This window comes from Streptomyces sp. CB01373, assembly GCF_002803075.1.
In the GTDB taxonomy this organism is placed as follows: Bacteria; Actinomycetota; Actinomycetes; order Streptomycetales; family Streptomycetaceae; genus Streptomyces.
The window spans coordinates 370,498-396,588 of sequence record NZ_NNBK01000002.1 but is presented as its reverse complement, the minus strand read 5'-3'; the positions used below and the strand labels follow the sequence as shown (position 1 = coordinate 396,588).

Below are 26,091 nucleotides of genomic sequence, written 5' to 3'. Positions count from 1 at the left end.
TGGTGGGGCGGCTGGGGAGGGGCTGGGGCTGTCTTGGTTGACTGTTGATCAATTACCTTGTGTCGTAAGCCAGTCACTCACTTTGAGGGAGCCCCATGTCCACCGCGCAGCAGGTGCCCGACATCCTCTCGCCCGAGTTCGCCGCGGACCCGTACCCGGCGTACCGTCTGATGCGCGACACCGCGCCCCTCATCTGGCACGAGGCCACTCAGAGTTACATCGTCTCGCGCTACGAGGACGTCGAGCGCGTCTTCAAGGACAAGAAGGGCGAGTTCACCACCGACAACTACGACTGGCAGATCGAGCCGGTGCACGGCAAGACGATCCTCCAGCTCAGCGGCCGTGAGCACGCCGTGCGCCGCGCCCTGGTGGCCCCCGCCTTCCGCGGCGCCGACCTCCAGGAGAAGTTCCTGCCCGTCATCGAGCGCAATTCGCGCGAACTGATCGACGGCTTCCGGAAGTCCGGCTCCGCCGACCTGGTGGGCGACTACGCCACCCGCTTCCCGGTCAACGTGATCGCCGACATGCTGGGCCTCGACAAGGCCGACCACGCACGCTTCCACCGTTGGTACACGTCCGTGATCGCCTTCCTCGGCAACCTGTCGGGCGACCCCGAGGTGGCCGCGGCGGGCGAGCGGACCCGCGTCGAGTTCGCCGAGTACATCCTGCCGATCATCCGCGAGCGCCGCGACAACCTGGGCGACGACCTGCTGTCGACGCTGTGCGCCGCGGAGGTCGACGGCGTCCGGATGAGCGACGAGGACATCAAGGCGTTCTGCAGCCTGCTGCTCGCCGCCGGCGGCGAGACCACCGACAAGGCGATCGCCAGCATCTTCGCGAACCTGCTGCTCCACCCCGACCAGCTCGCCGCCGTCCGCGCGGACCGGGACCTGATCCCGCGCGCCTTCGCCGAGACCCTGCGGTACACCCCGCCCGTCCACATGATCATGCGGCAGTCCGCGACCGAGGTGGAGCTCAGCGGCGGCACCATACCCGCGGGCGTCACCGTCACCTGTCTGATCGGCGCCGCCAACCGCGACGAGAGCCGCTACCGCGACCCCGACCGTTTCGACATCTTCCGCGACGACCTCACCGCCACGACGGCCTTCTCGGCCGCCGCCGACCACCTGGCCTTCGCGCTCGGCCGGCACTTCTGCGTGGGCGCGCTGCTCGCCAAGGCGGAGGTCGAGATCGGGGTCAGCCAACTGCTGCACGCCATGCCTGACTTGCGCCTCGCCGACGGCTTCGACCCGGTCGAGCAGGGTGTCTTCACCCGCGGACCGGAGCGTCTGCCGGTGCAGTTCACACCCGTGACCGCCTGATCATCCGACCCGCACCGCCGCCGAGGCAATGGGCCCCTTCCAGGAACAGGGGCCCATCCGCCCGCTTACTGCACCACCGGCGTGAACCGCACCGGGAGCGACGTCAGCCCCCGCATCCAGATCGACGGACGCCAGGTCAGCGTCTCCGGCTCCACCGAGAGGACCAGGTCGGGCAGCCGCTCCAGCAGCGTCTCGACCGCCGTCCGCGCCATCACGTCCGCCAGCAGCGGTGCCGGATAGGGGCAGCGGTGCTCGCCGTTGCTGAACGACAGGTGCGCGGCGTTCTCCGCGCCCACGTTCGACTCGGGCCAGATCTGCGGATCGGTGTTGGCCGCGGCGAGCCCCAGCACCAGGCAGTCGCCGGCCCGGATCTGCCGCCCGCCCAGCTGGATGTCCCGGACGGCCCAGCGGCCGATGAAGTTCTGCGTCGGCGTGTCCAGCCACAGCGCCTCGTTGAGCGCCTCACCCACGCTGAGCCGGCCGCCCGACACGTTCACGGCGAACCGCTCGTCCGTCAGCAGCAGTCGCAGCGTGTTGCAGATCCAGTTCGCCGTCGGCTGCTGCGCCGCGGCGATCACCGAGATCAGGTCCTGGACGATCTCCTCGTCCGTCAGCCCCGCCGGATGCTGCAGCATGCGCGAGGTGACGTCGGGGCCCGGGCTGACCCGCTTGTCCTTCACGAGCTGCTGCAGCCGCTCGCCCACACGCCCGTACGCGGCCACCGGGTCGTCGCCCTCGGCGGCGTCCAGCGAGATCCGCAGGTCCTCGACGAGCTGCTGGGTGTCCTCGCCCGAGGTCGGCATGCCGCACATCTGCACCACCGCCCGCATCGGCAGGGCGTGCACGTAACCGGACATCAGCTCCGCGTGGCCGCTGCCCGCGAAGTCGGCGATGAGCCGGTCGGCGATCGACTGGCAGTTGCGGGCCAGCTCGAACTGGTCGACGCCCTCCAGCGCCTGGGTGATCACCCCGGCCCGCCGTCGGTGCTCGTCGCCCTCGGTGAACAGCACCGATGGCTGGTAACCGACGTACGGCATCAGCGGCCAGTCCGCCGGGATGTTCTCCCACTGGTTCCAGCGCCGCGAGTCCCGCGCGAACAGCTCGTCGTGGCTGGTCACGTAGGTGACCTCGGAGTAGCCGAGCACCAGCCAGGCCGGTATGTCCCCGTCGAGCAGCACCGGCGCGACCGGGCCGTGCTCCCAGCGCAGCGCGCGGTAGAGCTGCGACGGCGTCTGCTGGTACTCCAGCCCCGCCAGGCGCACCGCGTCGGGCTGGTGGGCGGGGTAGCCCGGCGGGGCCGGTCGCGCGGAAGAGGGGTCGGTCACGTTGTCGCCTCCTGGGCCATGGCCAGTTCGTACAGGTGGTCCACGAGGGTGATCAGCACGTCCTTGCCGGACTGCCGGACCCGCGCGTCGCAGTCGAGCATCGGCACGTGCTCGGGCAGTGCGAGCGCCTGGCGGATCTCATCGAGGGAGTACCGGTTGGTGTCGTCGTCGAACCGGTTGACGGCCACCACGAACGGCGTCTTGTGGTGCTCGAGCCGGTCGATCGCGTACCAGGAGTCGTCCATCCGGCGGGTGTCCACGAGCACCACGGCGCCCAGGGTTCCGGAGAACAGCCTGTCCCACAGGAACCAGAAGCGCTCCTGGCCCGGCGCGCCGAACAGGTACAGCACCATGCGCTCGTTGAGGCTGATCCGCCCGAAGTCGAACGCCACCGTGGTGGTCGTCTTCGTCGCGACCGCGCTGGTCTCGTCGACGCCGACGCCGGCCTGCGTCATCACCTCCTCGGTGTTCAGCGGCCGGATCTCGCTCACCGAGCGCACCAGGGTGGTCTTGCCGACACCGAAACCGCCCACGATGACGATCTTCAGGCCGGTCTCCGCGGCGTCGTCCAGGGGCGTGCGGTGGGAGGGCAGCTCAGAGGTTGCGGAGCCCATGGAGCACCTCCTTGAGAAGGGCGGAATCGGGGAGCGAGGCGACGGACTGCGCCGCGCGCGGGTGGCGGGCGGTGATACGGCCCATGTCGAGCAGGTCGCCGAGCAGGATCCGCACCACCGTGATGGGCAGTTTCAGCTCCGCCGCGATCTCCACGACGGCCGTGGGGTGTTCGCACAGCTCCAGGATCCGGGTGTGCTCCGACTGCATTCCCGCGGTGGGCCGGGACTCACTGACGATGAGGGTGACCAGGTCGAAGGATTCGTCGGCGCGGCTCCGGCCGGCCGTGACCGTGTAGAGCCGGTCGGGGTCACCGGTGTCCACGGGTTTGCGCATCACGACGCGGCACTCCCCGGAACGGGCTCTCGGGGCAGGGCGCGCAGGTGCTCGCCGATCTGCTCGACCAGTTCCGTCATCTGATGGCCGACGACGCCGGGGTCGGCGTCCTCGTCGGCGAGGACGGCCAGGTGCGCTCCCTCGCCGGCCTCCATGATGAACAGCAGGCCGCCGTGGAACTCGGTCATGGACTGCCGCACGCCGCCGCTGCCGTCGCCGAACTCCATGGACGCGCCCTGGGCGAGGGCCTGGATGCCGGAGCAGATCGCGGCCAGTTGGTCGGCCTGGTCCAGGGCCAGGTTTTCGGTCCAGCACAGCTTGAGGCCGTCCCGGGACAGGGCCAGGGCGTGGCGGGTGCCGCGGGTGCGCTCCAGGAGGCTCTGGAGAAGCCAGGTGAGGCTGTTGTCTGTGGTCTGCATGATGGGTGATGGGACGGTGGTGCCCGGTTCGACCGGTCACCGGCCCGTTCCTCCAATCTCAGGAAATCGAGCGGGACGTGGGCGCCGACGCCCCTGCGCCGTACGGGAAGGGGGCGGCGGCCAGTGCTGTGGCCGGAAAGGTTTGCCGGGAAGCTCGCGGCGTCCGGTGCTGGGGGCACCTCCCACGCCCTTCGGGCAGTGGGGGAGCATCGCAAGGCGGAGCATCGCCCGTGTACTGGATGTACTCGGGTGATGCGACAACGCGGCGAGGTGCCGTGCCGGGCGTCGCGAGCCGGTGAACCTTTCCGGTCACAGCGCTAGGGGGCGGCCGGCGGCTCGGACTCGGGCCGGGGGTCCGGTCCCTCGGTGCCGCCCGCGGCCCGGCGCCCGCGGTGGAAGGCGCCGAAGCGTGAACCGGCGTCGCGTGCCGGGCGGTCTCCGTCGGGCGCCTCGGACTTCGTGCCGGACGCCGCCTCGGCCGCCGACCGGCGCTGCTCGCGCTCCCGTTCCGCCTCGGCCATGGTGCGGCCGGGGGCGCGGACGGGCAGGCCGTTCAGCGTGGCGCCGGTGGCACGCTGTCCCTGTTCGGGCGGCTCCGGCCGGGTGGCGGGCCGCTCCGGGGCTCGTGGACGCGCGGGGGCCTCGGGCGCCGGGGCCGGGGCGGGCGACGCGGCGGGGGCCGGCGACGTGGCGGCGGGACCGGGCGTGGGCGCGGTTCCCGCGGCGGGGCGGCCGGTCGCCTCCCGCGGGATCGACTCGCGCTGCTGGGCGAGCAGTTGCGGGGGCAGCAGGACGACGACGCCGGTGCCGCCGCGCGAGGAGGGGCGGTAGTTGACGCTGATGCCGTACTTGCCCGCGAGCCGTCCGACCACGGCGAGTCCGAGCCGGGTGCCCTGGAGCGAGGCGAGGTCGTTCACGCGGCCGGACACCGCCTCCTCGGCGCGGCGCATCGCCGCGTCGGCCATCTTCAGGCCGCTGTCCTCGATGGTGACGACCATGCCGGCGGCGCGGTCCTCGACGTAGACGTGCACCTCGTCGATGGGCGGGGAGAAGTTCGCGGCGTTGTCCATCAGTTCGGCGAGCAGATGCATGACGCCCTCGGCGGCGAAGCCGGAGACCGCGGCGGTGGTGGAGCAGTGCAGGCGCACCCGCTGGTAGGCGGCGATACGGCCGACGGCGCCGCGCAGGATGCTCTCCATCACGATCGGCTTGTTCCACGCGCGGCTGGACCGGCCGCCCATGAGGAGTGCCAGCCGGTCGGTCATCAGGCCGAGCTGGGAGGTGCTGTGGTCCAGCTTGAGCAGGTCGCCGAAGACCTCCTCGCCGTGGCGTTCCTGCATCTCCCGCAGGTCGGCGAGCATGCTGACGGACTTGGCCTGGACGCGGCTGAGCGCCTTGGCGGAGGCGGCCTGGGCGGCGGCGGCGCGCCGCTCGCTGTGGGCGAGTTCGCGGACGAACGACTCGGTCGGGGTGCGCACCACGGCCGGCCGCGGCAGGTCGAGTTCGGCGAGCACCGTGTCGGCGGACTGGCCGTCGCGCAGCCGGGCGATCGCGGCGGGCAGCGTCTCCTGCTCCAGCCGCTCCAGCGCGGCGGTGGCCTCCGCCAGCTCCTGGCGGGCCTGCCTGCGCTCGTCGTCCAGGGCGGCCGCGCGCCGCACGTCCTCCTCGACGGCGGCGGCGAAGGTGTGCACGATCCGGCCGAGTTGCGGGTCGGACGGCGGCGGCACGCTGCCCACCGCGTCCTCCGCGCTGGTGTCGTCCCGGAGCTGCTTGGCCACGGCGGGCAGGGTCACGTTGACCAGGTGCGCGGTCTCCGCCGAAAGCTGCGCGGCCTGCGCCTTGAGACGGCCGGTCTCGGAGGCCTGCGCCGCGGCCGTACGCCGGGCCCGGTGGATGAGCCGGCGACTGACGAGGACGGTCACGGCCAGGCACACCCAGGCGACCGCCGCGAAGGTCAGCGCCCAGGTTCGGGCGCCGGACGGCGCCAGGGCGACGGCCGCACCGCCGGCCGCGGCGGCCACCACCAGTACGGCGAGGGGCGCGGTCGGCGAGGTGTGCGGCGCCTTCGCCGGCCGGTGCTGACTGGGCGGTGCAGGCACTGACATTCCGCGGTCCCTCGGTCCATGAGATCAGAAGAAACGGGGCAGCCGGCTCACGGCGGCCGCGGGCCGGAAAGGGGGTCGCCAAGAGGACGACGATCTTCCGACCGGGTACCCGCTCATGCTAGCCACACCGCCGCGCGAGAAGATCTGGCTGACCGCCCAGTCAGCCGGTGACGCAAGTTCGTCGCGAACCGACCGCCTGAACGCCCGCCCGTGATAGGGGAGATGACGCTCCCTCACCCGCGCTGACAACGAGGACAGGCTGCCAAATGTGCTGACGGAGTGTCAAAATCGCAAAGAAAATCGCCACCAGCACGTCAACTCCGAACGCCAGCAGCCACTTTCCAGCCAACCATACGCCGCCGGAAGCCGAACTCACGTAGATTGGAAGGCTTTTGAGCAGAGCGACGGATCACGATCCGAAGCGCCGACGTTGGCGTGATCCTGTCACTCAGAACCGGGTTCGGCCACACCCTTCCACGCAGCCCTCCGCGCCTTACTCGACGCGCACGCCACCGCGCTCCGCGAAGTTGGTCGGACAGTGCGGCAGAGAGGACTCCGAGATTCGCCCCGCCCCACGGCCCGTACACATGCCAAAGGCAGACGAGTCGGGCTGTACGCCGGGTTCTGTTCCCCGGGTTCCTCGCGGAGCCCGGGGCGACGGCCATCCATCTAGGGCCGGCGTTGCCGCCGGCCTCGTGCGGTCCACCCGCGGACTCGGGCGGGCAGCCCTCGAACGTCCGCGCAGAAACACCGGGGTGTTTCCTTTTGACCTTGCTCCAGGTGGGGTTTACCTAGCTGCCCAGGTCACCCTGGGCACTGGTGGTCTCTTACACCACCGTTTCACCCTTACCGAGGACCGAGATCCCCGGCGGTCTGCTTTCTGTGGCACTGTCCCGCGGGTCACCCCGGGTGGCCGTTAGCCACCACCCTGCCCTGTGGAGCCCGGACGTTCCTCGGGAAGCCCCCTTGAGGGGACTCCACGCGGCCGCCCGCCCGGCTCGTCTGCCGTGTGGACCATCGTACCCGGCGCGTCGGACGGCGCTGCCCGAGCACCGTCACCGTCAGAGGAAGTCCGCGGTGTCCAGTTCGAAGGCGAAGGGCTCGGGAACCGTGAGGGGCTTGCCGAAGGGGCGGGTGCAGAGCTCCCGGTAGTCGTCGTTCTCCGGCTCGCTGAAGAGGGTGACCGATGAGGCTTCCCGGTCGACGAGCAGATACAGAGGGATGCCGCCGCGTGCGTAGCAGCGGCGTTTGGCCTCGCGGTCGGCCTGGGGCTTGGTCGACGTCACCTCGAGCACCATGGCCACACCGTCACAGGGCATCCAGGAGTCGGCGCCCCGGTAGAGGCGCAGCTTCGTCGGCGCGAACGTGCCGTCCGGAATCGCGTGGTCCTTCGGGCAGGCGCCCCCGCGCCTCAGCTTCAGGCCCTTGTTCCCGGAGAGTCCATGTCGGTCCGGGACCGGCGGATCACCTGCTTCATGATCAGGCTGATGCAGTCCTCATGGTCCCCGTCCGGCGGCGGTGTCACGACGATCTCCCCCTCGATCAGTTCGGCCCGGAAGCCCTCCGGGGTGTCGAGGGACAGGAAGATCTCCAGCAGGCCCTCAGCCGGCGTGATGGGCTCATGAGCCACGGCAGGCATGTCACGCCCCTCCTTCGGTCGCTCGCCGGACTCGGACATCCCAGGACCACCTGTCCGTAAGATCGGGAACCGTTCTCTCGATCGTGGCACACAAGCACGGCCCCCGTCAGGGACGTACGCGCTCGTACGCGGGCGCGAAGCGCACCTTCGGCGTGGCTGGATCGGGGGATGGATCGGCCCGCGTGAGCCGGACTCTCAGCCGCTCGCCCAGCGGCAGCGGGGCGGTGCCGCCCTCAAGCCGCCGGGCACGTCGAGTGCGGTGCGCACCGCGGCGAGGGCGGCCCTCAGGGGTGCCTCGGAGGCGCCGGTCACGCGGAGCGGGCGGCGGGGCATACAGCGAGCGTGGGGCGGGGGCCGCGGGCGGCACGCCGTACGCTGGCGCGGAGCGCTATCCGAAGGAGTAACCCCCGTGCTTGTGCTGCTGCCCCCGTCCGAAGGCAAGGCCGCCGCCGGCCGTGGCGCCCCGCTGAGGCCCGAGTCGCTGTCGCTGCCGGGGCTGGCCGCCGCCCGCGAGTCGGTGCTGACGGAGCTGGTCGAGCTGTGCGCCGGGGATGAGGACAAGGCCAGCGAGGTGCTCGGGCTGAGCGAGGGCCTGCGCGGCGAGGTCGCCAAGAACGCCGGGCTGCGCACGGCGGGGACGCGGCCCGCCGGGGAGATCTACACGGGGGTGCTCTACGACGCCCTGGACCTGGCCTCCCTCGACCCGTCGGCCAAGCAGCGCGCCGCGCGGTCGCTGCTGGTCTTCTCGGGGCTGTGGGGCGCGGTACGGGTGAGCGACCGGATCCCGTCCTACCGCTGCTCGATGGGGGTGAAGCTGCCCGGCCTCGGCGCGCTGGCCGCGTACTGGCGTACGCCGATGGCCTCGGTGCTGCCCGAGGCGGCCGGTGACGGACTGGTCCTTGACCTGCGGTCCTCGGCGTACGCGGCGGCGTGGAAGCCGAAGGGGGAGGTCGCGGACCGGACGGCGACCGTGCGGGTGCTGCACTCCCAGGTCGTGGACGGGGTGGAGAAGCGGTCCGTGGTCAGCCACTTCAACAAGGCGACCAAGGGCCGGATCGTACGCGCCCTGCTGACCGGGGCGGCCGCTCCGAAGGACCCGGCGGGGCTGGTCGAGGCGCTGCGGGACCTCGGGTACGTGGTGGAGGCGGAGCCGCCGGCGAAGGCGGGGCGGCCGTGGTCGCTGGACGTGGTGGTGACGGAGATCCACTGACGCCGGGATCCACTGATGCCGGGATCGACTGACGCCGGGACCCACTGACGCGGAGGTCCCCTCGCGGGTGCATCCGCCTGCCCGCGCGGCGGGACGGTCAGCGCAGGTGGGACGTGTCGTTGAACAGGCGGACGCTCGCGTTGCCGTCCGCGTAGTACGCCACCGCCGACAGGGACGCCGCCGACAGCTCCATGCGGAACAGGGACTCCGGCGGGGCGCCGAGCGCCAGTTGGACGAACGTCTTGATCGGGGTGACGTGCGTGACGAGCAGCACCGTGCGGCCCGCGTGCGCGGCGACCAGCTTGTCCCTGGTGGCGGCGATCCGTACCGCGGTGGTCGCGAAGCTCTCGCCGCCGCCGGTGGGCGCGGCCTCCGGGGAGGCCAGCCAGGCGTTCAGGTCGTCCGGGTAGCGCTCGCTCACCTCGCCGAACGTGAGGCCCTCCCAGGCGCCGAAGTCGGTCTCGCGCAGCCCTTCCTCCACGGTCACGCCGAGGCCGAGGCGGGCGGCGACGATGCCGGCGGTCTCGCGGGTGCGGGCGAGCGGCGAGGACACGACGGCCTGGACGGTGCCGCGCCGGGCGAGCGCCGCCGCGACCTTCTCGGCCTGCTCGCGGCCCACGCCGGACAGCGACGGATCGGTGCCGCCGCTGCCCGAGAAACGCTTCTGCGGCGTCAGCGGCGTCTCCCCGTGCCGCAGCAGCACGAAGGTGGCGGGCGCGCCGAGATCGGCGGGCGCCCAGCCGGGGGTGGCCACGGCCCCCTCGGGCCCCGCGCCGGAAGCCGTCCGGCCGGCCGTGGCGGTGGCACGCGCCGCCCGGACGTCGGCGCCCGCACCGGTGTCGGCGGGCCCGCCCGAGGCGGACGAGGCACAGGCCGTACGGTCACCCGCACCGGCATCGGCAGCCCCGCCGGAGACGGGCGGGGCACCCTCCGCGCGGACGCCCGCGCCGGCAGCACCGCCAGGGGCAGGCGGAGCACCCGCCTCGTGGGTGGCCGGGCCGGGTTCGGGGGCCGGGGCGGCGTTCGGCCTGGCCCTGGTGTCCGGAGCCGACGCGGCGGACCACTGTTCGCCGCGGGCGCCCGCGTCCATCGCCTCGTTGGCCAGGCGGTCGGCGTGCTTGTTGCGCTCGCGCGGGATCCACTCGTAGGTGACCCGGTCGGCCGGGAACACCCGGCCCGCCGCCGCCGCGAGCGGCTTCAGATCGGGGTGCTTGATCTTCCAGCGGCCCGACATCTGCTCGATGACGAGCTTGGAGTCCATGCGCACGTGCACGGCCGCCGCGGGGTCCAGCGCGTGCGCGGCGCGCAGTCCGGCCAGCAGGCCCCGGTACTCGGCCACGTTGTTCGTGGCCACGCCGAGGTACTCCGCGTGCTCCGCCAGGGTCTCGCCCGTCGCCGCGTCGAGCACCGCCGCCCCGTAGCCCGCGGGCCCCGGATTGCCCCGTGACCCGCCGTCGGCCTCGACGATGAACTCCCGCACGCCGCCTGCTCCTTACAAACCGGACTACGGACTACGAACCCGGCTACAGACCGGACTCGGCGGTGCGCACCAGGATGCGGCCGCAGTTCTCGCAGCGGACGACCGTGTCGGGGGCGGCCGCGCGGATCTCGCTCAGCTCGGTGATGGCGAGCTCCTGCCGGCAGCCCTGGCAGGTGCGCTGGTACAGCTTGGCCGCGCCGATGCCGCCCTGCTGCCCGCGCAGCTTGTCGTAGAGCTTCATCAGGTCCGCGGGCACGGCGGCGGCGATGACCTCGCGATCCTTCGTCACGGAGGCCACCTCGCCGTCGATCTCCTCGAAGGCCGCGTCCCGGCGCACGGTCGCGTCGTCGACCTTGGCCTGGACTGAGGCGACGCGCCCGGTCAGCTCGGTGACCCGCTCCTGCGCGGACTCGCGGCGCTCCATGACCTCAAGGACGACGTCCTCGAGGTCGCCCTGCCGCTTGGCGAGGGACACGATCTCGTGCTGGAGGTTCGACAGATCCTTGGGCGAGGTGATCGCACCGGAGTCCAGGCGCTGCTGGTCGCGGGCGGCACGCTTGCGCACCTGGTCCACGTCCTGCTCGGCCTTGGTCTGCTCGCGGGCGCAGTCGCTCTCCTCGGTCTGCGCGGCCACCAGGAGGTCGCGCAGCTGCGCGAGGTCCCGGTTCAGCGACTCGATCTCGGCGTGCTCGGGCAGCGACTTCCGCTTGTGGGCGAGCTGCTGGAGGCGGACGTCCAGGGCCTGGACGTCGAGGAGTCGGATCTGGTCGGCGGGCGCGGCGTTCAGTTGGGGGCTCCCAGGTCGCTAGAAGTGGCGGTGGTGGACGCCGCGTGGGCGGTCCAGGGGTCGGTGACCGTCGTGGAGACGTGGACGCGCAGGCCCCATCCGTGCCGGTCGGAGATCTCGTCGAGCTGGGCGGCGGCCAGCTCGCACCAGGGCCACTCGGTGGCCCAGTGCGCCGCGTCGAGCAGCGCGAGGGGACTGTGGGCGCGGTCCGCGATGAACTCGGAGGCCGGGTGATGGCGCAGGTCCGCGGTGAGGAAGGCGTCGACGCCCGCGGCCCGTACGTCGTCGAAGAGGCTGTCGCCCGAGCCGCCGCTGACGGCGACCGTGCGGACGACCGCCTCCGGGTCGCCGGCCACGCGGATGCCCTGCGCGGTGGCGGGCAGCCGCTCGGCGGCGCGGGCCGCGAGTTCACGCACGGTCAGCGGGTGGTCCAGCTCGCAGACCCGGCCGAGGCCCCGGCGGCCCTCCGGGTCGGTGGCGTCCGAAACCAGGGGGCGTACGACCCTGAGGTCGAGGGCGCCGGCCAGCGCGTCGGAGACGCCCGGGTCGGCGGTGTCCGCGTTGGTGTGGGCCACGTGCAGGGCGATGTCGTTCTTGATCAGGGTGTGCACCACGCGGCCCTTGAAGGTCGAGGCCGCCACGGTCGTCGTACCGCGCAGGTAGAGCGGGTGGTGGGTGACCAGCAGGTCGGCGCCCAGCTTCACCGCCTCGTCGACGGTCTCCTGGACCGGGTCGACGGCGAACAGGACCCGGCCGACCTCCTGCTCGGGGTCGCCCACGACGGTGCCGACCGCGTCCCAGGACTCGGCCCGCTCGGCGGGCCACAGGTTCTCCAGCGCGGCGATGACTTCAGACAGACGGGGCACGGGTGCAAGGCTACCTGGGTGTTCGCCGCGGCTGAACCGGTGCCGTCGCCCCCGGCCGGACCGGGGCCGTCCAGCACATCGGTCGCGGTTTCCTCAGGCGAATCGTTTTTCGGCCACCCGTATGTGTGAAGCAGCCGCCCGCCGGTCCGTCCGGTGTGCGTAGGAAAACTACCGTCCTGGCAGGAGGTGACCGAACGATGACAGCCTGCATTGTCGAGACTTCGGCGGCCGGTGAGAAGGCCGGTGAGGAGAAGGACGGTACCCCGTGGGCGGGCTGCACGATCACGGTGGACGGTGCCTACGCCGCCCGGCTCGCGGGCAGCGGCGACTCCCTGTACCCGGAGCGCTGGACACTGGACGGCCCCGAGCCGTACGCGGTGCCGCTGCCGGCCAACCAGCCCGAGGAGCCCGGCACGGAGGTGCTGCCGATGGGCGACGGCCGGGTGCTGATCCGGCGGTTGGTGGACGGCCGGCACACCTTCTCACTGCTGTACCCGACCGGCCCGGGCACCGGTGAGCTGCCGCTCGGCGCCATCGAGTGCCCCGAAGGCACCGGGCTGCGGCTGCTGCCCCCAGCCCCTGGCGGCGAGCGGGCCTACGCGCTCGCCGTGGGCCAGCGGTCCTCGGCGGTGTGGCTGGTGGTGGGCGGCGCCTTCGGGCCCGAGCACCTGGCCGAGGTGCCGGGCCGCTGCTCGGGCGGGGTCTGGCTGGACCGCGCCGGGCGGATGCTGGCCCTGGACCGGGAGACCGGCGGGCGCACGAAGGCGGTCGTGGTGGACCTGGAGCGCGGCGGCGAGACGTCGCCTCTGCTCCAGATCGCCGCGGGAAGCGACGACCGGCTGCTGCTCGCCGACCTCGACAGCGGACTGCTGCTGATCCGCTCGGACGCCCCCTCGCCCGGGCGGCAGCGGCTGGGCTGGGGCGTGCTGGGCAGCACGCAGCCGGTCCGCTTCCCGGAGTGCCTGCGGCTGCCGGACTGCGTGGTGACGCCGTTCGCGATCCAGCCGGGGCAGGTGCTCACCCCCGAGCAGTGCGGGGTGGCGCTGCGGTGCGACGGCGCGTCCGGCAGTTGGGTGGCCGTGTGGCGGCCCGCCGAGCGCCAGGTACGTCATCTTCCGGCACCCGAGGGGTGGCTGGCCGGGTCCGGCCTGTGGACCGACGACGGCGTGCTCCGTCTCCCCTACGCCACGAGCACCGTGCCGTGCGGTGTGGCCCGGTGGACCTCTCCGACGAGCCAGTCGGCACCGGCACCGCGACCGGAACCGGCACCGACAGCGGGGCCGACGGCGGCGCGCATCCCTCTCCCCGCGCCACCTGAAGCGCCGGACCGGGGCACGTCACGGGGACCGCGCCCCGGAACCGAACCCGGACCGCCCGCCACCCCCGAACCAGCCGCCGGCCCCGGTCCGCGGGCCGAGTTCGGCCCACCCGCCGTACCGGGGCTCCAGGTCCCACCCGGAACCGGACCGCACGCCGGCCCCGAAGCGGAACGCCACGCCGGACTCGGAGCCGGGCACCACACCGGCCCCGGAGCCGCACCCCAGGCGGAACCGGACCTCACCCCCGGGGCCAGTCCCGGAGCCGGACCCGATACCGGACTCCACCTCACAACCGAGGCCGGGCCCGGCGCCAAGCCCCCCTTCGGGCCCGAGAGCGGGCCCGACGCCCCAGGCGAAGCCACCCCGCACCAGTGCCTCATCCCCAGAGCCAGAACCCACGCCACCCTTGGAACCGGGCTCCTCATCCGTACCGAATCCTGCCCCCTCCCCGCCCCCGAAGCCGGCCCGCACGACCCTGGTCACCTCCGCCTGCGCCCCGGCCCGGACCACGGCCTGCACCCCGGCCCTCGCCCCGCCCCCGGCCTTGAAGACGGATCCGTATCCGGCCCCCACCCCACCTTCGGCCCCACCCTCGGCTTCTCCCCCGCCCCGGAATCCAGCCCTCCGGTCTCCTTCGTGCCCCGCCCCGCCTCCCGTCCCGTTCCCCTTCAACAGGCGCCGCTGGGACGGCTTGTAACGAACTAGTGCCAACTGGTGCCGGTTGGCGTGGTCGCCTGGGTACGACCTGAGGTGCGCCGGTTAGACTCGCTGGGCTGTACGAAAGATCATTGTTGACGGGGTGAATTTCTTCCGATGAGCGACGCCAGCACGACCCAGCCGTCCGCCGCCGACGTCGAAGAGTCCGCGGCTCACGGCAAGCACCGGGGTCCGGTTTCGGTGGGCGACGGAGAGGCCGCACCCAGCGGCCGCCACCGCAGGCCTGCCGAGCAGAACGAATCGGCGGCCTGACCGCACGTCGAACGCCGCGGCCCCGCCCGTCAGCAGACAGGCGGGGCCGTTTCGCGCTCCGGGGCGTCGCAGACGACCGTGCCGGTCAGCACCGGCGCGTCCTCCCGCTCGACGGCGCTCACCGCCACCCGCACCTCGGCGTCCCGCCGCCACATGCGGACGCGCAGGGTCTCGCCCGGGTACACCACCCCGGCGAAACGCGTGGACCAGGACCGTACGCGGGTCACGTCCCCGCCGAACAGTGTGTCGACGACCGCCTTGAGGGTCATGCCGTAGGTGCACAACCCATGCAGGATGGGCCGGTCGAAGCCGGCGCGTTCGGCGAACTCCGGGTCGGCGTGCAGCGGGTTGTAGTCGCCGCTGAGGCGGTAGAGAAGGGCCTGGTCCTCGCGGACCGCCCGCTCGACCGTGCGGTCCGGCTCACCGCCCCGCTCGCCGGCCGTCGCCGCGGTGCGGGCGGAGGGCCCGCGGTCGCCGCCCCAACCGCCCTCGCCCCGGACGAAGATCTCCGCGTCACCGGTCCACAGAGGGCCGTGCCCGTCGGCGACCTCCGTGCGCATGACCAGGACGGCCGCCGTGCCCTTGTCGTACACGGCGGCGATGCGGCTGGTGGCGGTCGCGGTGCCCGCCACGGGCAGGGGACGGTGCACGGTCAGCGACTGGCCGCCGTGCAGGACACGGGCGAGGTCTACGTCGACGCCGGGCATGGACAGTCCGCCGATCACACCGGGCGGGCCGCCGCCGGCGACGGTGGCGAAGCTCGGCAGGACGTGCAGCCGCGTCTCCAGGGTGTAACGCAGCTCGCCGGGGTCGGTGGCGGGCAGGCCCGCGCCGATGCCCAGGTGGTAGAGCAGGACGTCCCGGGGACTCCAGGAGATCTCACCGCTACGGGGTCCGGCCGCGAGGGCCTCGGCTGCGTCGATGGGCATGGGCTTCCAGAATCTAGCCCAGCGCTGCACGGCTGGGAAGGATCCTGTCGCCCCGCCGGACGCGCACACCGGAACCGCCGGCCGTGACATTTGTCCTGCCGGAGTCCGTACAAGCGCATCTGCCGTGCGCGGCACGGGAGTTCGTAGCGTCGTAGACATGACACAGGTCGTAGACATGACGCAGACGGAACGTGCCGTGTCCCTCACACGGGCGGTCAGGACCTTCGGCGCCGTACGCGCGGTGGACGGCGTCGACCTCACCATCGAGCGGGGCGAGACGGTCGCCCTGCTCGGCCTCAACGGAGCCGGGAAGTCGACGGCGATCTCGCTGCTGCTCGGACTGCACGCGCCCGACGAGGGCGGCGTCGAACTGTTCGGCGGGCCGCCCGAGCGGGCGGTGCGCGCCGGTCTGGTCGGGGCCATGCTCCAGGACGCGCGGGCGGTGCCCCGGGTCACCGTCCGCGAGCTGGTCACCTTCGTGGCCGGACGGTACCCGGCGCCGCTGTCCGCCGCGCGCGCCCTGGAGCTGGCCGGGATCCCCCACCTGGCCGGACGGCGGGTGGACCGGCTCTCCGGCGGCCAGACCCAGCGGGTGCGGTTCGCGGTCGCGGTGTCCGGCAACCCCGCGCTGCTGGTGCTGGACGAGCCGACGGCGGCCCTGGACGTGGAGGCGCGCCACGCCTTCTGGGACGCGATGGGTACCTACGCGCGCGGCGGTCGCACGGTGCTGTTCTCCACGCACTACCTGGAGGAGGCCGACACCCACGCCGACCGCATCCTCGTCCTGGACCACGGCCGGCTCGTCGCCGACGGCACCGGTGAGGAACTGCGGCGCGCGGCGGGCGGCGGCCTGGTCGCCTTCGACCTGGCCGGGCGGGGCACCGAGGGCCTGGAACTCCTGCCCGGCGTGCGATCGCTCGAGGTGCGCGGGGACCGGGCGCGGCTGCGCACCGACGACCCGGACGCGACCGTGATCGCGCTGGCCGAGCTGGGTGCCGTACGCGGCATTGAGGTCACCCCGGCCTCGCTGGACGACGCCTTCCTGGCCCTGACGGGCGCGCGGGCGGCCATGGAGCGCGAACGGGAGGCGGCGTGATGCGCGACATACTCGACTACCTGCGTCTCGAGGTGCGGCGCACCCTGCGCGACACGGGCTTCGTGATCGGCGGGATCGCGATGCCGGTGATGATGTACCTGCTGTTCACCAACCTCGGCGACGGCGCCGACCGGGGCTGGCGGACCGCGTCCATGGTCGGCATGGCCGCCTACGGCGCGGTCGGCTCGGCCCTCAACACCGGCGGCGGGGTCGCCGAGGACCGTACGGTCGGCTGGCTGCGGCAGCTCAGGGTGACCCCGATGACCCCGCGCCAGGTGGTCGCCGGGCGGGCGCTGACCGCCTCGGTGACCGTGCTGCCCGCGATCTGCGCGGTGCTCCTTGCGGGCGGTCTGATCAACGGCGTACGGCTGGCGGCGTGGCAGTGGGCGGCGACGGCGCTGCTGCTGTGGCTCGGCTCGGTCCCGTTCACACTGCTCGGACTGGGCAACGGCTACGGGCTCACCGCGCAGACCACCGGCGTGGTCAACATGGTGTGCAACCTGGGGCTCGCCGTGCTCGGCGGCCTGTGGTTCCCGGTCGAGCTGTTCCCGCACTGGATGGCCACCCTGTCCACGTACACGCCCACACACGGGATCGCCGACCTCGGGGTCTCGGTCGCGGAGGGCCACGTCCCGGCGGCGGGTGCCATCCTCGTACTGGCGGGCTGGCTGACGCTGTTCGGTTCGTACGCTGTCCTGTCCTACCGCCGCCATGCCGGCAAGGTCTGATCGGGGGAACGGAACATGCGCTGGTCACGCAGGAGCTCCTGCCGCACGGAGCAGGGCACGAGGTGCGAGGGCGGGCAGGAGCATCCGGGGCCGCCGCCCACCGGCTTCTCCCTGCTGCCCTGGCTGCTGATGGGGATGGGCGCCTACTCCAACCTCTTCCAGGGCAAGACCCCCAACCCGTGGATCGGCGGCCTGGGCCTGCTGGCCTTCAACTCGCTCTACATCTATGTGGTGTTCCGCGCCTTCGACCAGCGGGCGCGGACGGCCCGCTCCACCCGCCTCGCGCTGCTGCTGCTGTTCCTGGTGACGTGCGGACTGGCCATCGGGTACGGCGGTACGTGGCTGCTGTTCCTGCCGCTGTTCGGCCTGGCGGCGGGCGCGTCCCTGCGCGGGCCGCTGCTCGGCCGGATCAGTGTGGGCCTCGGCCTGTTCGCGGGGGCCGTCGGCGGGCTGCGCGAGGGCTGGAACGGCATCAACGTCGGCTACGGCACGTTCCTGTCGACGGTCGTGACGGCGGTGATCCTCAGCCTGTCCGACGCCGTACGGGAACTGCGCACCGCCCGTGAGGAGCTGGCCCGCCGCGCGGTGGAGGAGGAGCGGCTGCGCTTCTCCCGGGACCTGCACGACCTGCTCGGCCACACGCTGTCGGTGATCGTGGTGAAGTCGGAGGCGGCCCGGCGGCTGGCGCCCCGCGACATGGGGGCGGCGCTGACGCAGATCACCGACATCGAGTCCGTCGGACGGCAGGCGCTCACCGAGATCCGCGAGGCGGTCACCGGCTACCGCGAGGGCGGCCTCGGCGCGGAGCTGGACCGGGCCCGTTCGGCGCTGACCGCCGCCGGCATCGAGCCCGTGGTGCGCCGGTCGGGCCCGCCGCTGACGCCGGGCGCCGAGGCGCTGCTGGGCTGGGTGGTGCGCGAGGCGGTCACCAACGCCGTACGGCACAGCGGCGCGCGGCGCTGCGAGATCACCGTCACCGGCACGGCCGAGCGCGCCCGTCTGACGGTCACCGACGACGGGGACGGCACGTCGGCCGGGCGGTCGGGGGATCCGGACCCGGTGGACCGGGTGGGCGGCACCGGCCTGCGGGGCCTGACCGAACGCCTCGCGGCGGCGGGCGGTTCGCTGCGGGCCGGTTCCTCGCCCCGCGGCGGCTTCACGGTGACCGCCGAAGTCCCTCTGGAGGCGGGAGAGACGGTGGAGAGCAGCGGTGCCCGGCTCGGCTCCTCGGTGAGGTGACCGGCCCACGCGCCCACGCCCGCGGGGCGCGAGTCAATACCCTTGGTCCATGGACGACATGACCGGGGACGGCCGACCCGCCAAGTGCATCCGCCTCCTCCTCGCGGAGGACCAGCAGATGATGCGCGGCGCGCTCGCCCTGCTGCTCGGCATGGAGGACGACATGGAGGTCGTCGCCCAGGTCTCGGCGGGCGACGCCGTCGTGGACGCCGCGCTGGCCCACCGTCCCGACGTGGCGCTGCTGGACATCGAACTGCCGGGGATGAGCGGTCTGGACGCCGCCGCCGAGCTGCGCGAGCGCGTTCCCCACTGCCGGGTGCTGATCCTGACCACCTTCGGCCGGCCCGGTTATCTGCGCCGGGCCATGGAGGCCGGGGCCGGGGGCTTCCTGGTCAAGGACGGGCCGGTGGAGGAACTGGCGGCGGCGGTCCGCCGGGTGCTCGCCGGGGAGACGGTGGTCGACCCGGTACTCGCCGCGGCCGCCCTCAGCGCCGGCCCCAGCCCGCTCACCGCCCGCGAGTGCGACGTGCTGAGGGCCTCCGCCGACGGGGCGACGGTCGCCGACGTCGCCGCGAAGCTGCACCTGTCGGAGTCCACCGTCCGCAACTACCTGTCCGCCGCGATCGGCAAAACCGGCACCCGCAACCGCACGGAGGCCGTACGGGAGGCCCGCCGCCAGGGCTGGCTGTGACCGCCGAGGGCCGCGACCGCCGGGACGGTCACGGATCCCGCCGCCAGGAACGACCGCCACCGCCGGACGGTGTGACCGCTGCGACGGTCACGCCCCTGGCCGCCGGACGGCGGGACCGCCGGACGGCGCGACCACAGGCCGCCCGCGCGGCCCCCGCGCACCCTCACTCCCGCCGTCCGCAAGCGCGTTGACCGTTCGCTACGCCGCCTCCCGCCGGAACAGCCCCGCCCACAGGAACGTCTCCCCGAAGTGTGGTGAGTCCTCCGGCTCGTCGCGCATCCGGCGTAGTTCGACCTCCGTCAGGTCCGCGAAGATGCGCCGCAGCGAGTCGGGCGTGTAGGCGAGGCCGCCGTGCAGGCGTGAGGTGCGGTACAGCTCCGCGTCCGACAGCTCGCAGCCCATGGCTCCGGCCGCGAAACAGGTCAGGGCCAGATGGCCGCCGGGGGCCAGGACCCGGTCGAGCAGGGCCAGGTGGCTGATCCGACGGTGCGGCGGCAGATGGTGGAAGCAACCGGAGTCGTACACCAGGTCGTACGGGCCGGTGAGCGGCGACCCGGCGGACCCGAAGGCGTCCTGGCACAGGAACCGCACCCCGGCCCCTGTCCCCTCGACCCCCGCCTCCTCGGACCCCGCCCCCTCGGACCCCGTCTCGCCGAGTCCCATCTCCCGGGCCCGCTCCCTGGCCCAGGCAATCGCCTGCGGCGACAGGTCGACCGCGTCCACCGCGAAGCCCCGCTCCGCGAGGTACAGCGCGTTGCGTCCCGGGCCGCATCCGAGGTCCAGTGCCCGGCGCCCGCCGATCAGCCCCCGCTCCAGCCACTCGACGAGGTTCTCGTCCGGTTTGTCCGCGAAGAACGGCACCGGCCGGTTCCGGTCCGCGTAGAACCCGTCCCACCAGCCGGCCGCGTCCCCGGTCCACCGGTCGGCGTCCGGCGCGAACAGCCCGTCCAGCAGCTCCAGTACGTCCTCGACCGTGCGAACGTCCCGCTCCATACGGCCCCCTTCCGTATCCGTGTCGAAGTGGGTCAAGTCTAGGGTTGATCACCACGAAAGCCCAGGTCAGCAGGGGTGAGAGGGGTCCTTCGGGACCGCTGTGCGGGCGGGTGCGGGACCACGGCGCGCACTGGAAGGACACGCCCCCGGCCCGGCACGAAACTCCGCCCACGCCCCCGCCCAGAACCGTGAGAAGGGCTTCCAACGCCGGGCCGGCCCCGCTTTTTCCGCCTCCACTCCCCCGGCCCACCGCCCGTCTGACCGGCGTTCAGAACCTCACGGAACGGTCAAGAATTCGTTAGTACGCCAAAGCATCGGAATAGTTGCCTCGGTCGACGGGGTTGACCCTGCGCTCGATCCGCACGGATGACCGCACGCTTCACCTCTCACGGCCCGGAGGCCCCACTCGATGACGCTCACGACGACCGGACGGACCGAGCGGAGCGGGAGCGGGGCCGTCGTCCCGGTGCTCGCCTTCGCGGGGATCGTCGTCGCGGTGATGCAGACCCTGCTCGTCCCGGTCATCAAGGACCTGCCGCAACTCCTCGACACCTCGCCCAGCGACGCCACCTGGGTCCTGACCTCCACACTCCTGTCCGGCGCGGTGGCCACGCCGATCATGGGCCGCCTCGGCGACCTGTACGGCAAGCGCCGCATGCTGATCGCCAGCCTCTCCGTGATGGTGGTCGGCGCGCTGGTCAGCGCGTTCACCTCCGCCCTGCTGCCCATGATCGCGGGCCGTACGCTCCAGGGCTTCGCGATGGGGGCGATCCCGCTCGGCATCGGCCTGATGCGGGACATGCTGCCGCGCGAGCGGCTCGGCTCCGCCATGGCGCTGATGAGCTCCTCGATCGGCGTCGGCGGCGGACTCGCCCTGCCCGCCGCGGCCATGGTCGCCCAGCACGCCGACTGGCACACCCTCTTCTACGGCGCCGCCGGCCTCGGCGTCCTCTCCATCGGCCTCACCCTCCTCGTCGTACCGGAGTCCCCGGCGCGCGCCGAGGGCTCCTTCGACCTGCCGGGCGCGCTGGGCCTGGCCGGCGGCCTGGTCCTGCTCCTGCTGCCCGTCACCAAGGGCAGCGACTGGGGCTGGTCGTCGCCCACCACGCTCGGCCTGTTCGCCGCGGCCGTCGCCGTCCTGCTGCTGTGGGGCCTGATGGAGCTGCGCGTCGCGGCCCCGCTGGTCGACCTGCGCACCACCGCCCGCCGCGAGGTACTGCTGACCAACCTCGCCTCGATCATGGTCGGCGTCAGTTTCTACGTCGTCTCCCTCGTCCTGCCCCAGCTGCTCCAGCTCCCCACCGCCACCGGCTACGGGCTCGGGCAGTCGATGGTGGTCGCCGGTCTGTGCGTGGCGCCGCTGGGCCTGACCATGATGTTCACCGCGCCGGTCTACGCCCGCCTCTCCGCCCGCTACGGCCCGAAGGTCACCCTGATCATCGGCCTGCTGATCATCGCGGTCGGCTACGCCGCCGGCCTCGGCCTGATGAACGCGGCCTGGCAGACCGTCGTCGTCTCGGTGGTCCTGGGCGCCGGCATCGGACTGGCGTACTCCTCGCTGCCCGCGCTGATCGTCGGCGCGGTCCCGGCGTCCGAGACGGGCGCGGCCAACGGCCTCAACACCCTGATGCGGTCCATCGGCACCTCGGTGTCCAGCGCCGTGATCGGCATGGTGCTGGCCAACACCGCGCATCACACAGGCGGTCTCGCGGTCCCGTCCATGCACGGCTTCCGCGTCTCCTTCCTGATCGCCACGGCCGCCGTCGTCGTGGGCCTGACGCTGGCCCTGTGCCTGCCCCGGCCGAACCTCTCGACGGGCCCGCGACTGCGGGCGAGCAGCGAGGAGGACGCCAACCTTGCGCGGGCCGAGGCGGTCCTGCGCGGTTTCCGCGGCCGGGTCCTGGACGCGGGCGGCGCCCCGGTCGCCCGCGCCAAGGTCACGCTGATCGACCGCCGCGGCCGCCAGGCGGGCGCCACGCTCTCCGCCGAGGACGGCGGTTACACCCTCGCGGTCCCGGCCCGGGGCCCGTACGTCCTGGCCGCCCGCGCCGCCGGGCACGGCCCGCTCGCCAGCGCGGCGAACCACACCGGCGAGGACCACCCGGTCGACCTGGACCTGTCCCTGCCGAGCGAGTCGGTCACCGCCTGAGACGAGACGCACGCCCGTGAGACGCATCCCCGCGCCCCCCGGTCGCCCGCGCGGCCGGAAGTGCGGCAGCATGGCGGCCTGCAAGGACGCACGACCAGGACGACCACCAGGACAACCGACCAGGATGACCGACCAGGACGAGCGACCGAGACGACCCTGACGACCGACCGGAAGGACCCCCATGCCCGTGGCACCCGAACCCCCGATCCTCGCCGCGTTCGAGGCGGCGAAGGGGTTCATGCCCACCGACGAGGGGCTGGCGCTGTACGCGGCGGCCGTGACGGCCGGGCGGCTCGGGCTGCCGCTCCTCGAGGTCGGCACGTACTGCGGGCGCTCGACGATCCTGCTCGCCGACGCGGCCCGGCGGGCCGGGGTCACCGCGCTCACCGTGGACCACCACCGCGGCAGCGAGGAGCAGCAGCCCGGCTGGGAGTACCACGACCCGGGGACGGTCGACCCCGAGATCGGGCTGATGGACACGCTCCCCACGTTCCGCAGGACCCTGCACCGGGCGGGCCTGGAGGACCACGTGGTGGCGCTCGTCGGCCGCTCGCCGCAGATCGCCGCACTGTGGAACACCCCGCTCGGCCTGGTCTTCGTCGACGGCGGCCACACCGACGAGCACGCCGGCGCCGACTACGAGGGGTGGGCGCCGCACCTGGCCGAGGGCGGGCTGCTGGTGATCCACGACGTGTTCCCGGACCCGGCGGACGAGTTCACCGGGCAGGCCCCGTACCGCGTGTACCTCCGCGCCCTGGAGTCGGGCGGGTTCACCGAGGTGTCGGCGACCGGATCGCTGCGCGTACTGCGGCGTTCGGAAGCAGCCGCCCGCGACCGCCGTTAGAGTCGCAGACGTGTCGTACCAAGGCCCCGACTTCGATGTCCCGCAGCCCGAGCGCCCCGGCCGCCTGCGCCGGGGGCTGCTGACCGTCTCCCTCGCGGCACTGGTGCCCGGCGCCCTGCTGGGCTGGCTGGTGTACGAGGCGGTGGGCGACCCCGGAGGCTCGGACACGGCGGCCCCGCCGTCGGCGTCCGGCTCCGCCTCCGCGTCCGGCTCCCCCTCGGGGTCCGAGGGGCCGCTCCTGCCCTCGTACCCCGGACAGGACGACAAGGGGGGCGGCTCCTCCCCCACGCGGAAGCCCTCGGCGCCCGCCGCCTCCGGCCCGCTCAAGGGCAAGGTCGTGGTCGTCGACCCGGGCCACAACCCGGGCAACTTCCGGCACACGGCGGAGATCAACCGCCAGGTGGACATCGGCACCAACCGCAAGGAGTGCGACACCACCGGCACGTCCACGAACGCCGGTTACTCCGAGGCCCGGTTCACGCTGGACGTGGCCCACCGGCTGCGCGCGCTGCTCGAGGCGCAGGGCGCCACCGTGAAGCTGACCCACGACGGCGATTCACCGGCCTGGGGCCCGTGTGTCGACGAGCGCGCCCGGATCGGCAACGACGCGCACGCGGATGCCGCCGTCTCGATCCACGCCGACGGCGCGGCGTCCGGCGACCGCGGCTTCCACGTCATCCTGCCGGGGGCCGTGCACTCCGGCTCCGCCGACACCCGCCCGATCGTCTCCGCCTCCCGCGACCTGGGCGAGCGCATCGCGGGCAACTTCGTGCGGGTCACGGGCGAGGCGCCGTCCAACTACCTCGGCGGCGGCACCGGACTCGTCACGCGGAAGGACCTGGGCGGCCTCAATCTGTCGACGGTTCCCAAGGTGTTCATCGAATGCGGCAACATGCGCGACAGCAAGGACGCCGCCTCGCTCACCAGCGGCGCCTGGCGGCAGAAGGCGGCCCAGGGGATCTCTGAGGGAATCGTGAGTTTCCTGCGCGGGTCGTGATCAGGGCCCTCATCCCGGCGGACATCGCGGCCGTACGGGCGATAGTGTCACCCGTACGATGAGGTGCCACCCCCGCGCTTTCGCACCCCCGCCCGACGGCGGGACGGCGACAGCGACGCCTCCACCGACGAGACGACGAACCAGAAGGACCTGACGTGAATATCCGCTCCCTCACTCGGGGCGACGGCGTGGTGATCGGAGCAGCGGTGTTGCTGTTCATCGCGTCGTTCCTCCACACCGGCTCGGGCTACACCCTCAATGCCTGGGACAACCTCGGTCTGGGCTTCGGCGTCTACATGGGCGGGGTGATCGGCGCCGCGCTGATCGTCGTCAACCGGAGTCTGCCGCAGCCCCGCAAGGTGGCGGGCCTGGACCTGGGCGCGGTGGGAGTGGCGTTCACGGTCCTGGTGGCCTGGATCATGTTCTGGAGCCTGGTGAACGCCTACAGCGCGGGCGCCGGCCTGATCCTCGGCTTCATCGCGGCCCTCGTCCTGGCCGTCGGCGCCGTCGCCACCCCGCTGGTCCCGGCTCTCCAGGCCGCCCTGGTGGCCGCCCCCGGACCGGCCGCGCCGCAGCCCTACGGCGCGCAGCCGCCGAACGGGTACGGCTACCCGGGCGCGCAGCAGCCGTTCGGCGGTCAGCCGCAGCAGGGTCAGCCCCAGCAGGGCGGGCCGTTCGGCGGTCAGCCGCAGCAGAGCCCGCAGCCCGCGGCCGGCTTCTCGCCGTTCTGGTTCGCCGTGCCGGCGCCGCGTCCGCTGTTCGCGGAGGACGGCTCCCCCGCGCCGATCGCCGAACTGGCGCCGGGCGTTTGGTACCTGGCCGTGGAGCAGCGCGGTCCGGGCCTGCTGGCCGAGATGCAGGACGGCCGCCGCGGTGTCCTCCAGGACACCTCCAACATCCAGCGCGGCTGACCCGGCCCGCCGGACCAGCCCGACGGCCCCTCGCCCTCACGGGCGGGGGGCCGTTGCCGTGCCGCGCGCGAGGCCTGCCCCGGCAGGCCGTCGGTGAACAAGCGCGGGACGGCTCCTAGGAGCCCTGGAGGAGCTGCTTGTGGGACGGGATCTGGTTGTGGACCGGCGCGCCCGCGCTGCTCCCGGCGCCCTTCACCTTGTTGATGACGTTGCTGTAGTCACCGACCGCCGAGGTGTCGCCGTGGCGCAGCTTGGCGGGCAGGCCCTTCAGGTCGTTGATGGCCGAGTTGATCGGGGCGAGTGCCTTGGACAGCAGGGGGTCGCCCTTGGCGTTGCGCACGGCGGCCTTCAGCCGGTTGTAGGTGAAGGCGCCCGCGAGGGCCGCCTTGACGAAGGTGCCCTTGCGGTGGGGGGCGCCCTTCTTGAACTTGCCCTGCTTGTACGGTTTCACGATCCACTCGTAGGTGGCCCCGGCCGCGAGCGCCGCGTTCGCCACGAACCGCGTCTTGGCGAAGTGCTGCCTCTGCGCGGGTGTGGTGGGGCGGGGCGTGGCCGCCGCCACGGCGACCGTCGGACTGTGTTGCGGAGTGCTCTGGGCGCCCGCCCACCCGGTGGAACCGGCGAGCAGGGCGCAGCAGAGCGTCAGCGCCAGAGCGAGGCGCCGTATCGGTACGGGCACGGTGTCCTCCCGGAACATGTTGCCGCGGTGCTTAGGGGGTCCGTGTGATCCCGGGTGGCCGCGCCGAAACAGTGCACCGGAGGTACCCTCCGGGTCACTCCCCGTGTGCGGACCGGGTTTCCGGCGTGATTCGGGGGCAGACGCAGAGCATGTCCCCTCGATATCGCACGGGTCCCAACTCCGCTGGTACGGTCATCGCGGTGGTCGCCGACGTCATGGCCGTCATCCTCGGACTGTGGATACTGATGTACCTGCTGGACGCCAACCGGGCCAACGAACTGGTCCGGTTCGTGCACGGCGCGGCCGACTGGCTGGCCGGCTGGTCCCGGGACCTCTTCACCTTCGACAGGCCCTGGGCCCGCGTGATCGCCGGCTACGGACTGGCCGCCGTGGTCTACCTCTTCGTCGGCCACGCCGTCGCCAACCGGATGCACCGGCACTGACGA

General features: G+C 73.0%; 24 protein-coding genes, 1 other RNA gene and 3 pseudogenes. 13 read left to right on the top strand and 15 right to left on the bottom strand.

Going from position 1 to position 26,091, the window contains the following annotated elements:
- The first annotated feature begins 95 nt into the window (after positions 1-95).
- Positions 96-1,322 (top strand): cytochrome P450, encoded by a 1,227-nt coding sequence (locus CG719_RS04095; protein ID WP_100567061.1) that lies wholly within the window; start codon positions 96-98, stop codon positions 1,320-1,322.
- Positions 1,323-1,387: 65 nt separating this feature from the next.
- Here CG719_RS04095 and CG719_RS04090 read toward each other — a convergent pair whose 3' ends face one another.
- The 9 genes and pseudogenes from CG719_RS04090 to CG719_RS35270 all read right to left on the bottom strand — a co-directional run bounded on the left by CG719_RS04090 (position 1,388) and on the right by CG719_RS35270 (position 8,091).
- Positions 1,388-2,647 carry a cytochrome P450 gene (locus tag CG719_RS04090; RefSeq protein ID WP_100567060.1) on the bottom strand — a complete coding sequence of 420 codons (1,260 nt, stop codon included), beginning with the start codon at positions 2,645-2,647 and terminating at the stop codon, positions 1,388-1,390.
- Positions 2,644-3,261, bottom strand: coding sequence for a GTP-binding protein (locus CG719_RS04085; protein ID WP_100567059.1), 618 nt, complete (start codon positions 3,259-3,261; stop codon positions 2,644-2,646). The genes CG719_RS04090 and CG719_RS04085 overlap by 4 nt, the downstream gene beginning before the upstream one ends.
- Positions 3,242-3,598, bottom strand: coding sequence for a DUF742 domain-containing protein (locus CG719_RS04080; RefSeq protein WP_100567058.1), 357 nt, complete (start codon positions 3,596-3,598; stop codon positions 3,242-3,244). Before CG719_RS04080 ends, CG719_RS04085 begins: the two co-directional genes overlap by 20 nt.
- Positions 3,595-4,014 carry a roadblock/LC7 domain-containing protein gene (locus CG719_RS04075; RefSeq protein WP_100567057.1) on the bottom strand — a complete coding sequence of 140 codons (420 nt, stop codon included), beginning with the start codon at positions 4,012-4,014 and terminating at the stop codon, positions 3,595-3,597. Before CG719_RS04075 ends, CG719_RS04080 begins: the two co-directional genes overlap by 4 nt.
- A gap of 317 nt (positions 4,015-4,331) precedes the next feature.
- A complete protein-coding gene (locus CG719_RS04070) occupies positions 4,332-6,119 on the bottom strand; it encodes a sensor histidine kinase (protein ID WP_100567056.1) in 1,788 nt (595 codons plus the stop codon).
- 597 nt (positions 6,120-6,716) lie between these two features.
- Positions 6,717-7,120: RNase P RNA component class A (gene rnpB / locus CG719_RS04065), an RNA gene on the bottom strand.
- Positions 7,121-7,180: 60 nt separating this feature from the next.
- Positions 7,181-7,758: pseudogene (locus CG719_RS04060) on the bottom strand (Uma2 family endonuclease).
- A 106-nt stretch (positions 7,759-7,864) separates the two neighbouring features.
- Positions 7,865-7,999: pseudogene (locus CG719_RS35275) on the bottom strand (hypothetical protein); the annotation flags it as partial.
- Complete coding sequence (locus CG719_RS35270; RefSeq protein ID WP_159024806.1) at positions 7,954-8,091, bottom strand: hypothetical protein; 138 nt, start codon at positions 8,089-8,091, stop codon at positions 7,954-7,956. The gene CG719_RS35270 and the pseudogene CG719_RS35275, both read right to left, overlap by 46 nt.
- A 76-nt stretch (positions 8,092-8,167) precedes the next feature.
- Here CG719_RS35270 and yaaA point away from each other — a divergent pair, with 76 nt between their 5' ends.
- Positions 8,168-8,968 carry a peroxide stress protein YaaA gene (yaaA, locus tag CG719_RS04055; protein WP_100567055.1) on the top strand — a complete coding sequence of 267 codons (801 nt, stop codon included), beginning with the start codon at positions 8,168-8,170 and terminating at the stop codon, positions 8,966-8,968.
- A gap of 97 nt (positions 8,969-9,065) precedes the next feature.
- Here the strand turns inward: yaaA and CG719_RS04050 are convergent, their stop codons facing one another.
- Genes CG719_RS04050 through CG719_RS04040 form a run of 3 tightly spaced genes read right to left on the bottom strand, consistent with a single transcriptional unit; the run spans position 9,066 to position 12,101 of the window.
- Positions 9,066-10,448, bottom strand: coding sequence for a bifunctional RNase H/acid phosphatase (locus CG719_RS04050; protein ID WP_100567054.1), 1,383 nt, complete (start codon positions 10,446-10,448; stop codon positions 9,066-9,068).
- Between the two features lie 43 nt (positions 10,449-10,491).
- Positions 10,492-11,235: a zinc ribbon domain-containing protein gene (locus tag CG719_RS04045; protein ID WP_100567053.1), complete on the bottom strand. Its 744-nt coding sequence runs from the start codon at positions 11,233-11,235 to the stop codon at positions 10,492-10,494.
- Positions 11,232-12,101 (bottom strand): Nif3-like dinuclear metal center hexameric protein, encoded by an 870-nt coding sequence (locus CG719_RS04040; protein ID WP_100567052.1) that lies wholly within the window; start codon positions 12,099-12,101, stop codon positions 11,232-11,234. The genes CG719_RS04045 and CG719_RS04040 overlap by 4 nt, the downstream gene beginning before the upstream one ends.
- A 197-nt stretch (positions 12,102-12,298) precedes the next feature.
- Here CG719_RS04040 and CG719_RS36135 point away from each other — a divergent pair.
- Both CG719_RS36135 and CG719_RS35725 read left to right on the top strand, forming a co-directional pair.
- A pseudogene (locus CG719_RS36135) lies at positions 12,299-13,325 on the top strand (hypothetical protein); the annotation flags it as partial.
- A 908-nt stretch (positions 13,326-14,233) separates the two neighbouring features.
- Complete coding sequence (locus CG719_RS35725; RefSeq protein WP_199836498.1) at positions 14,234-14,389, top strand: hypothetical protein; 156 nt, start codon at positions 14,234-14,236, stop codon at positions 14,387-14,389.
- Positions 14,390-14,418: 29 nt separating this feature from the next.
- On the opposite strand, the gene CG719_RS04030 is transcribed toward CG719_RS35725, so the two are convergent.
- Positions 14,419-15,318, bottom strand: coding sequence for a MaoC/PaaZ C-terminal domain-containing protein (locus tag CG719_RS04030; RefSeq protein ID WP_100567051.1), 900 nt, complete (start codon positions 15,316-15,318; stop codon positions 14,419-14,421).
- 157 nt (positions 15,319-15,475) lie between these two features.
- Here CG719_RS04030 and CG719_RS04025 point away from each other — a divergent pair, with 157 nt between their 5' ends.
- The 4 genes from CG719_RS04025 to CG719_RS04010 are packed head-to-tail and all read left to right on the top strand — an operon-like array spanning position 15,476 to position 19,072.
- Positions 15,476-16,414: an ABC transporter ATP-binding protein gene (locus CG719_RS04025; RefSeq protein ID WP_234375397.1), complete on the top strand. Its 939-nt coding sequence runs from the start codon at positions 15,476-15,478 to the stop codon at positions 16,412-16,414.
- Positions 16,415-16,422: 8 nt separating this feature from the next.
- Positions 16,423-17,142 (top strand): ABC transporter permease, encoded by a 720-nt coding sequence (locus tag CG719_RS04020; protein ID WP_100567201.1) that lies wholly within the window; start codon positions 16,423-16,425, stop codon positions 17,140-17,142.
- 15 nt (positions 17,143-17,157) lie between these two features.
- Complete coding sequence (locus CG719_RS04015) at positions 17,158-18,381, top strand: sensor histidine kinase (RefSeq protein ID WP_100567049.1); 1,224 nt, start codon at positions 17,158-17,160, stop codon at positions 18,379-18,381.
- Positions 18,382-18,430: 49 nt separating this feature from the next.
- Positions 18,431-19,072: a response regulator transcription factor gene (locus CG719_RS04010; protein ID WP_199836497.1), complete on the top strand. Its 642-nt coding sequence runs from the start codon at positions 18,431-18,433 to the stop codon at positions 19,070-19,072.
- A 198-nt stretch (positions 19,073-19,270) separates the two neighbouring features.
- Here CG719_RS04010 and CG719_RS04005 read toward each other — a convergent pair whose 3' ends face one another.
- Positions 19,271-20,065, bottom strand: a complete 795-nt coding sequence (locus CG719_RS04005; RefSeq protein ID WP_100567048.1) for a class I SAM-dependent methyltransferase — start codon at positions 20,063-20,065, stop codon at positions 19,271-19,273.
- A 409-nt stretch (positions 20,066-20,474) separates the two neighbouring features.
- On the opposite strand from CG719_RS04005, the gene CG719_RS04000 reads away from it, so the two are divergent.
- From CG719_RS04000 to CG719_RS03985, 4 genes are all read left to right on the top strand, one after another.
- Positions 20,475-22,214 (top strand): MFS transporter, encoded by a 1,740-nt coding sequence (locus tag CG719_RS04000; RefSeq protein WP_100567047.1) that lies wholly within the window; start codon positions 20,475-20,477, stop codon positions 22,212-22,214.
- Positions 22,215-22,395: 181 nt separating this feature from the next.
- Entirely contained in the window at positions 22,396-23,058 is a 663-nt protein-coding gene (locus tag CG719_RS03995) for a class I SAM-dependent methyltransferase (RefSeq protein ID WP_100567046.1), read from the top strand.
- Between the two features lie 10 nt (positions 23,059-23,068).
- On the top strand, positions 23,069-24,055 hold the full coding sequence (locus CG719_RS03990) for an N-acetylmuramoyl-L-alanine amidase (RefSeq protein ID WP_100567045.1): 987 nt from the start codon (positions 23,069-23,071) through the stop codon (positions 24,053-24,055).
- A gap of 155 nt (positions 24,056-24,210) precedes the next feature.
- Positions 24,211-24,966, top strand: coding sequence for a DUF5336 domain-containing protein (locus tag CG719_RS03985; RefSeq protein ID WP_199836496.1), 756 nt, complete (start codon positions 24,211-24,213; stop codon positions 24,964-24,966).
- Positions 24,967-25,081: 115 nt separating this feature from the next.
- Here CG719_RS03985 and CG719_RS03980 read toward each other — a convergent pair whose 3' ends face one another.
- A complete protein-coding gene (locus tag CG719_RS03980) occupies positions 25,082-25,645 on the bottom strand; it encodes a hypothetical protein (protein ID WP_100567198.1) in 564 nt (187 codons plus the stop codon).
- Positions 25,646-25,794: 149 nt separating this feature from the next.
- Here CG719_RS03980 and CG719_RS03975 point away from each other — a divergent pair, with 149 nt between their 5' ends.
- Positions 25,795-26,088: a hypothetical protein gene (locus CG719_RS03975; RefSeq protein ID WP_100567044.1), complete on the top strand. Its 294-nt coding sequence runs from the start codon at positions 25,795-25,797 to the stop codon at positions 26,086-26,088.
- Positions 26,089-26,091: the final 3 nt, after the last annotated feature.

Coding starts and splice junctions, on each gene's coding strand:
- CG719_RS35725 (WP_199836498.1), top strand. CDS start 14,234: ATGAGCGACGCCAGCACGACCCAGCCGTCCGCCGCCGACGTCGAAGAG.
- CG719_RS04015 (WP_100567049.1), top strand. CDS start 17,158: ATGCGCTGGTCACGCAGGAGCTCCTGCCGCACGGAGCAGGGCACGAGG.
- CG719_RS35270 (WP_159024806.1), bottom strand. CDS start 8,091: ATGCCCCGCCGCCCGCTCCGCGTGACCGGCGCCTCCGAGGCACCCCTG.
- CG719_RS03975 (WP_100567044.1), top strand. CDS start 25,795: ATGTCCCCTCGATATCGCACGGGTCCCAACTCCGCTGGTACGGTCATC.
- CG719_RS04000 (WP_100567047.1), top strand. CDS start 20,475: ATGACGCTCACGACGACCGGACGGACCGAGCGGAGCGGGAGCGGGGCC.
- CG719_RS04025 (WP_234375397.1), top strand. CDS start 15,476: ATGACACAGGTCGTAGACATGACGCAGACGGAACGTGCCGTGTCCCTC.
- CG719_RS03995 (WP_100567046.1), top strand. CDS start 22,396: ATGCCCGTGGCACCCGAACCCCCGATCCTCGCCGCGTTCGAGGCGGCG.
- CG719_RS04085 (WP_100567059.1), bottom strand. CDS start 3,261: ATGGGCTCCGCAACCTCTGAGCTGCCCTCCCACCGCACGCCCCTGGAC.
- CG719_RS04070 (WP_100567056.1), bottom strand. CDS start 6,119: ATGTCAGTGCCTGCACCGCCCAGTCAGCACCGGCCGGCGAAGGCGCCG.
- CG719_RS04010 (WP_199836497.1), top strand. CDS start 18,431: ATGGACGACATGACCGGGGACGGCCGACCCGCCAAGTGCATCCGCCTC.
- CG719_RS04005 (WP_100567048.1), bottom strand. CDS start 20,065: ATGGAGCGGGACGTTCGCACGGTCGAGGACGTACTGGAGCTGCTGGAC.
- CG719_RS04030 (WP_100567051.1), bottom strand. CDS start 15,318: ATGCCCATCGACGCAGCCGAGGCCCTCGCGGCCGGACCCCGTAGCGGT.
- CG719_RS04075 (WP_100567057.1), bottom strand. CDS start 4,014: ATGCAGACCACAGACAACAGCCTCACCTGGCTTCTCCAGAGCCTCCTG.
- CG719_RS04095 (WP_100567061.1), top strand. CDS start 96: ATGTCCACCGCGCAGCAGGTGCCCGACATCCTCTCGCCCGAGTTCGCC.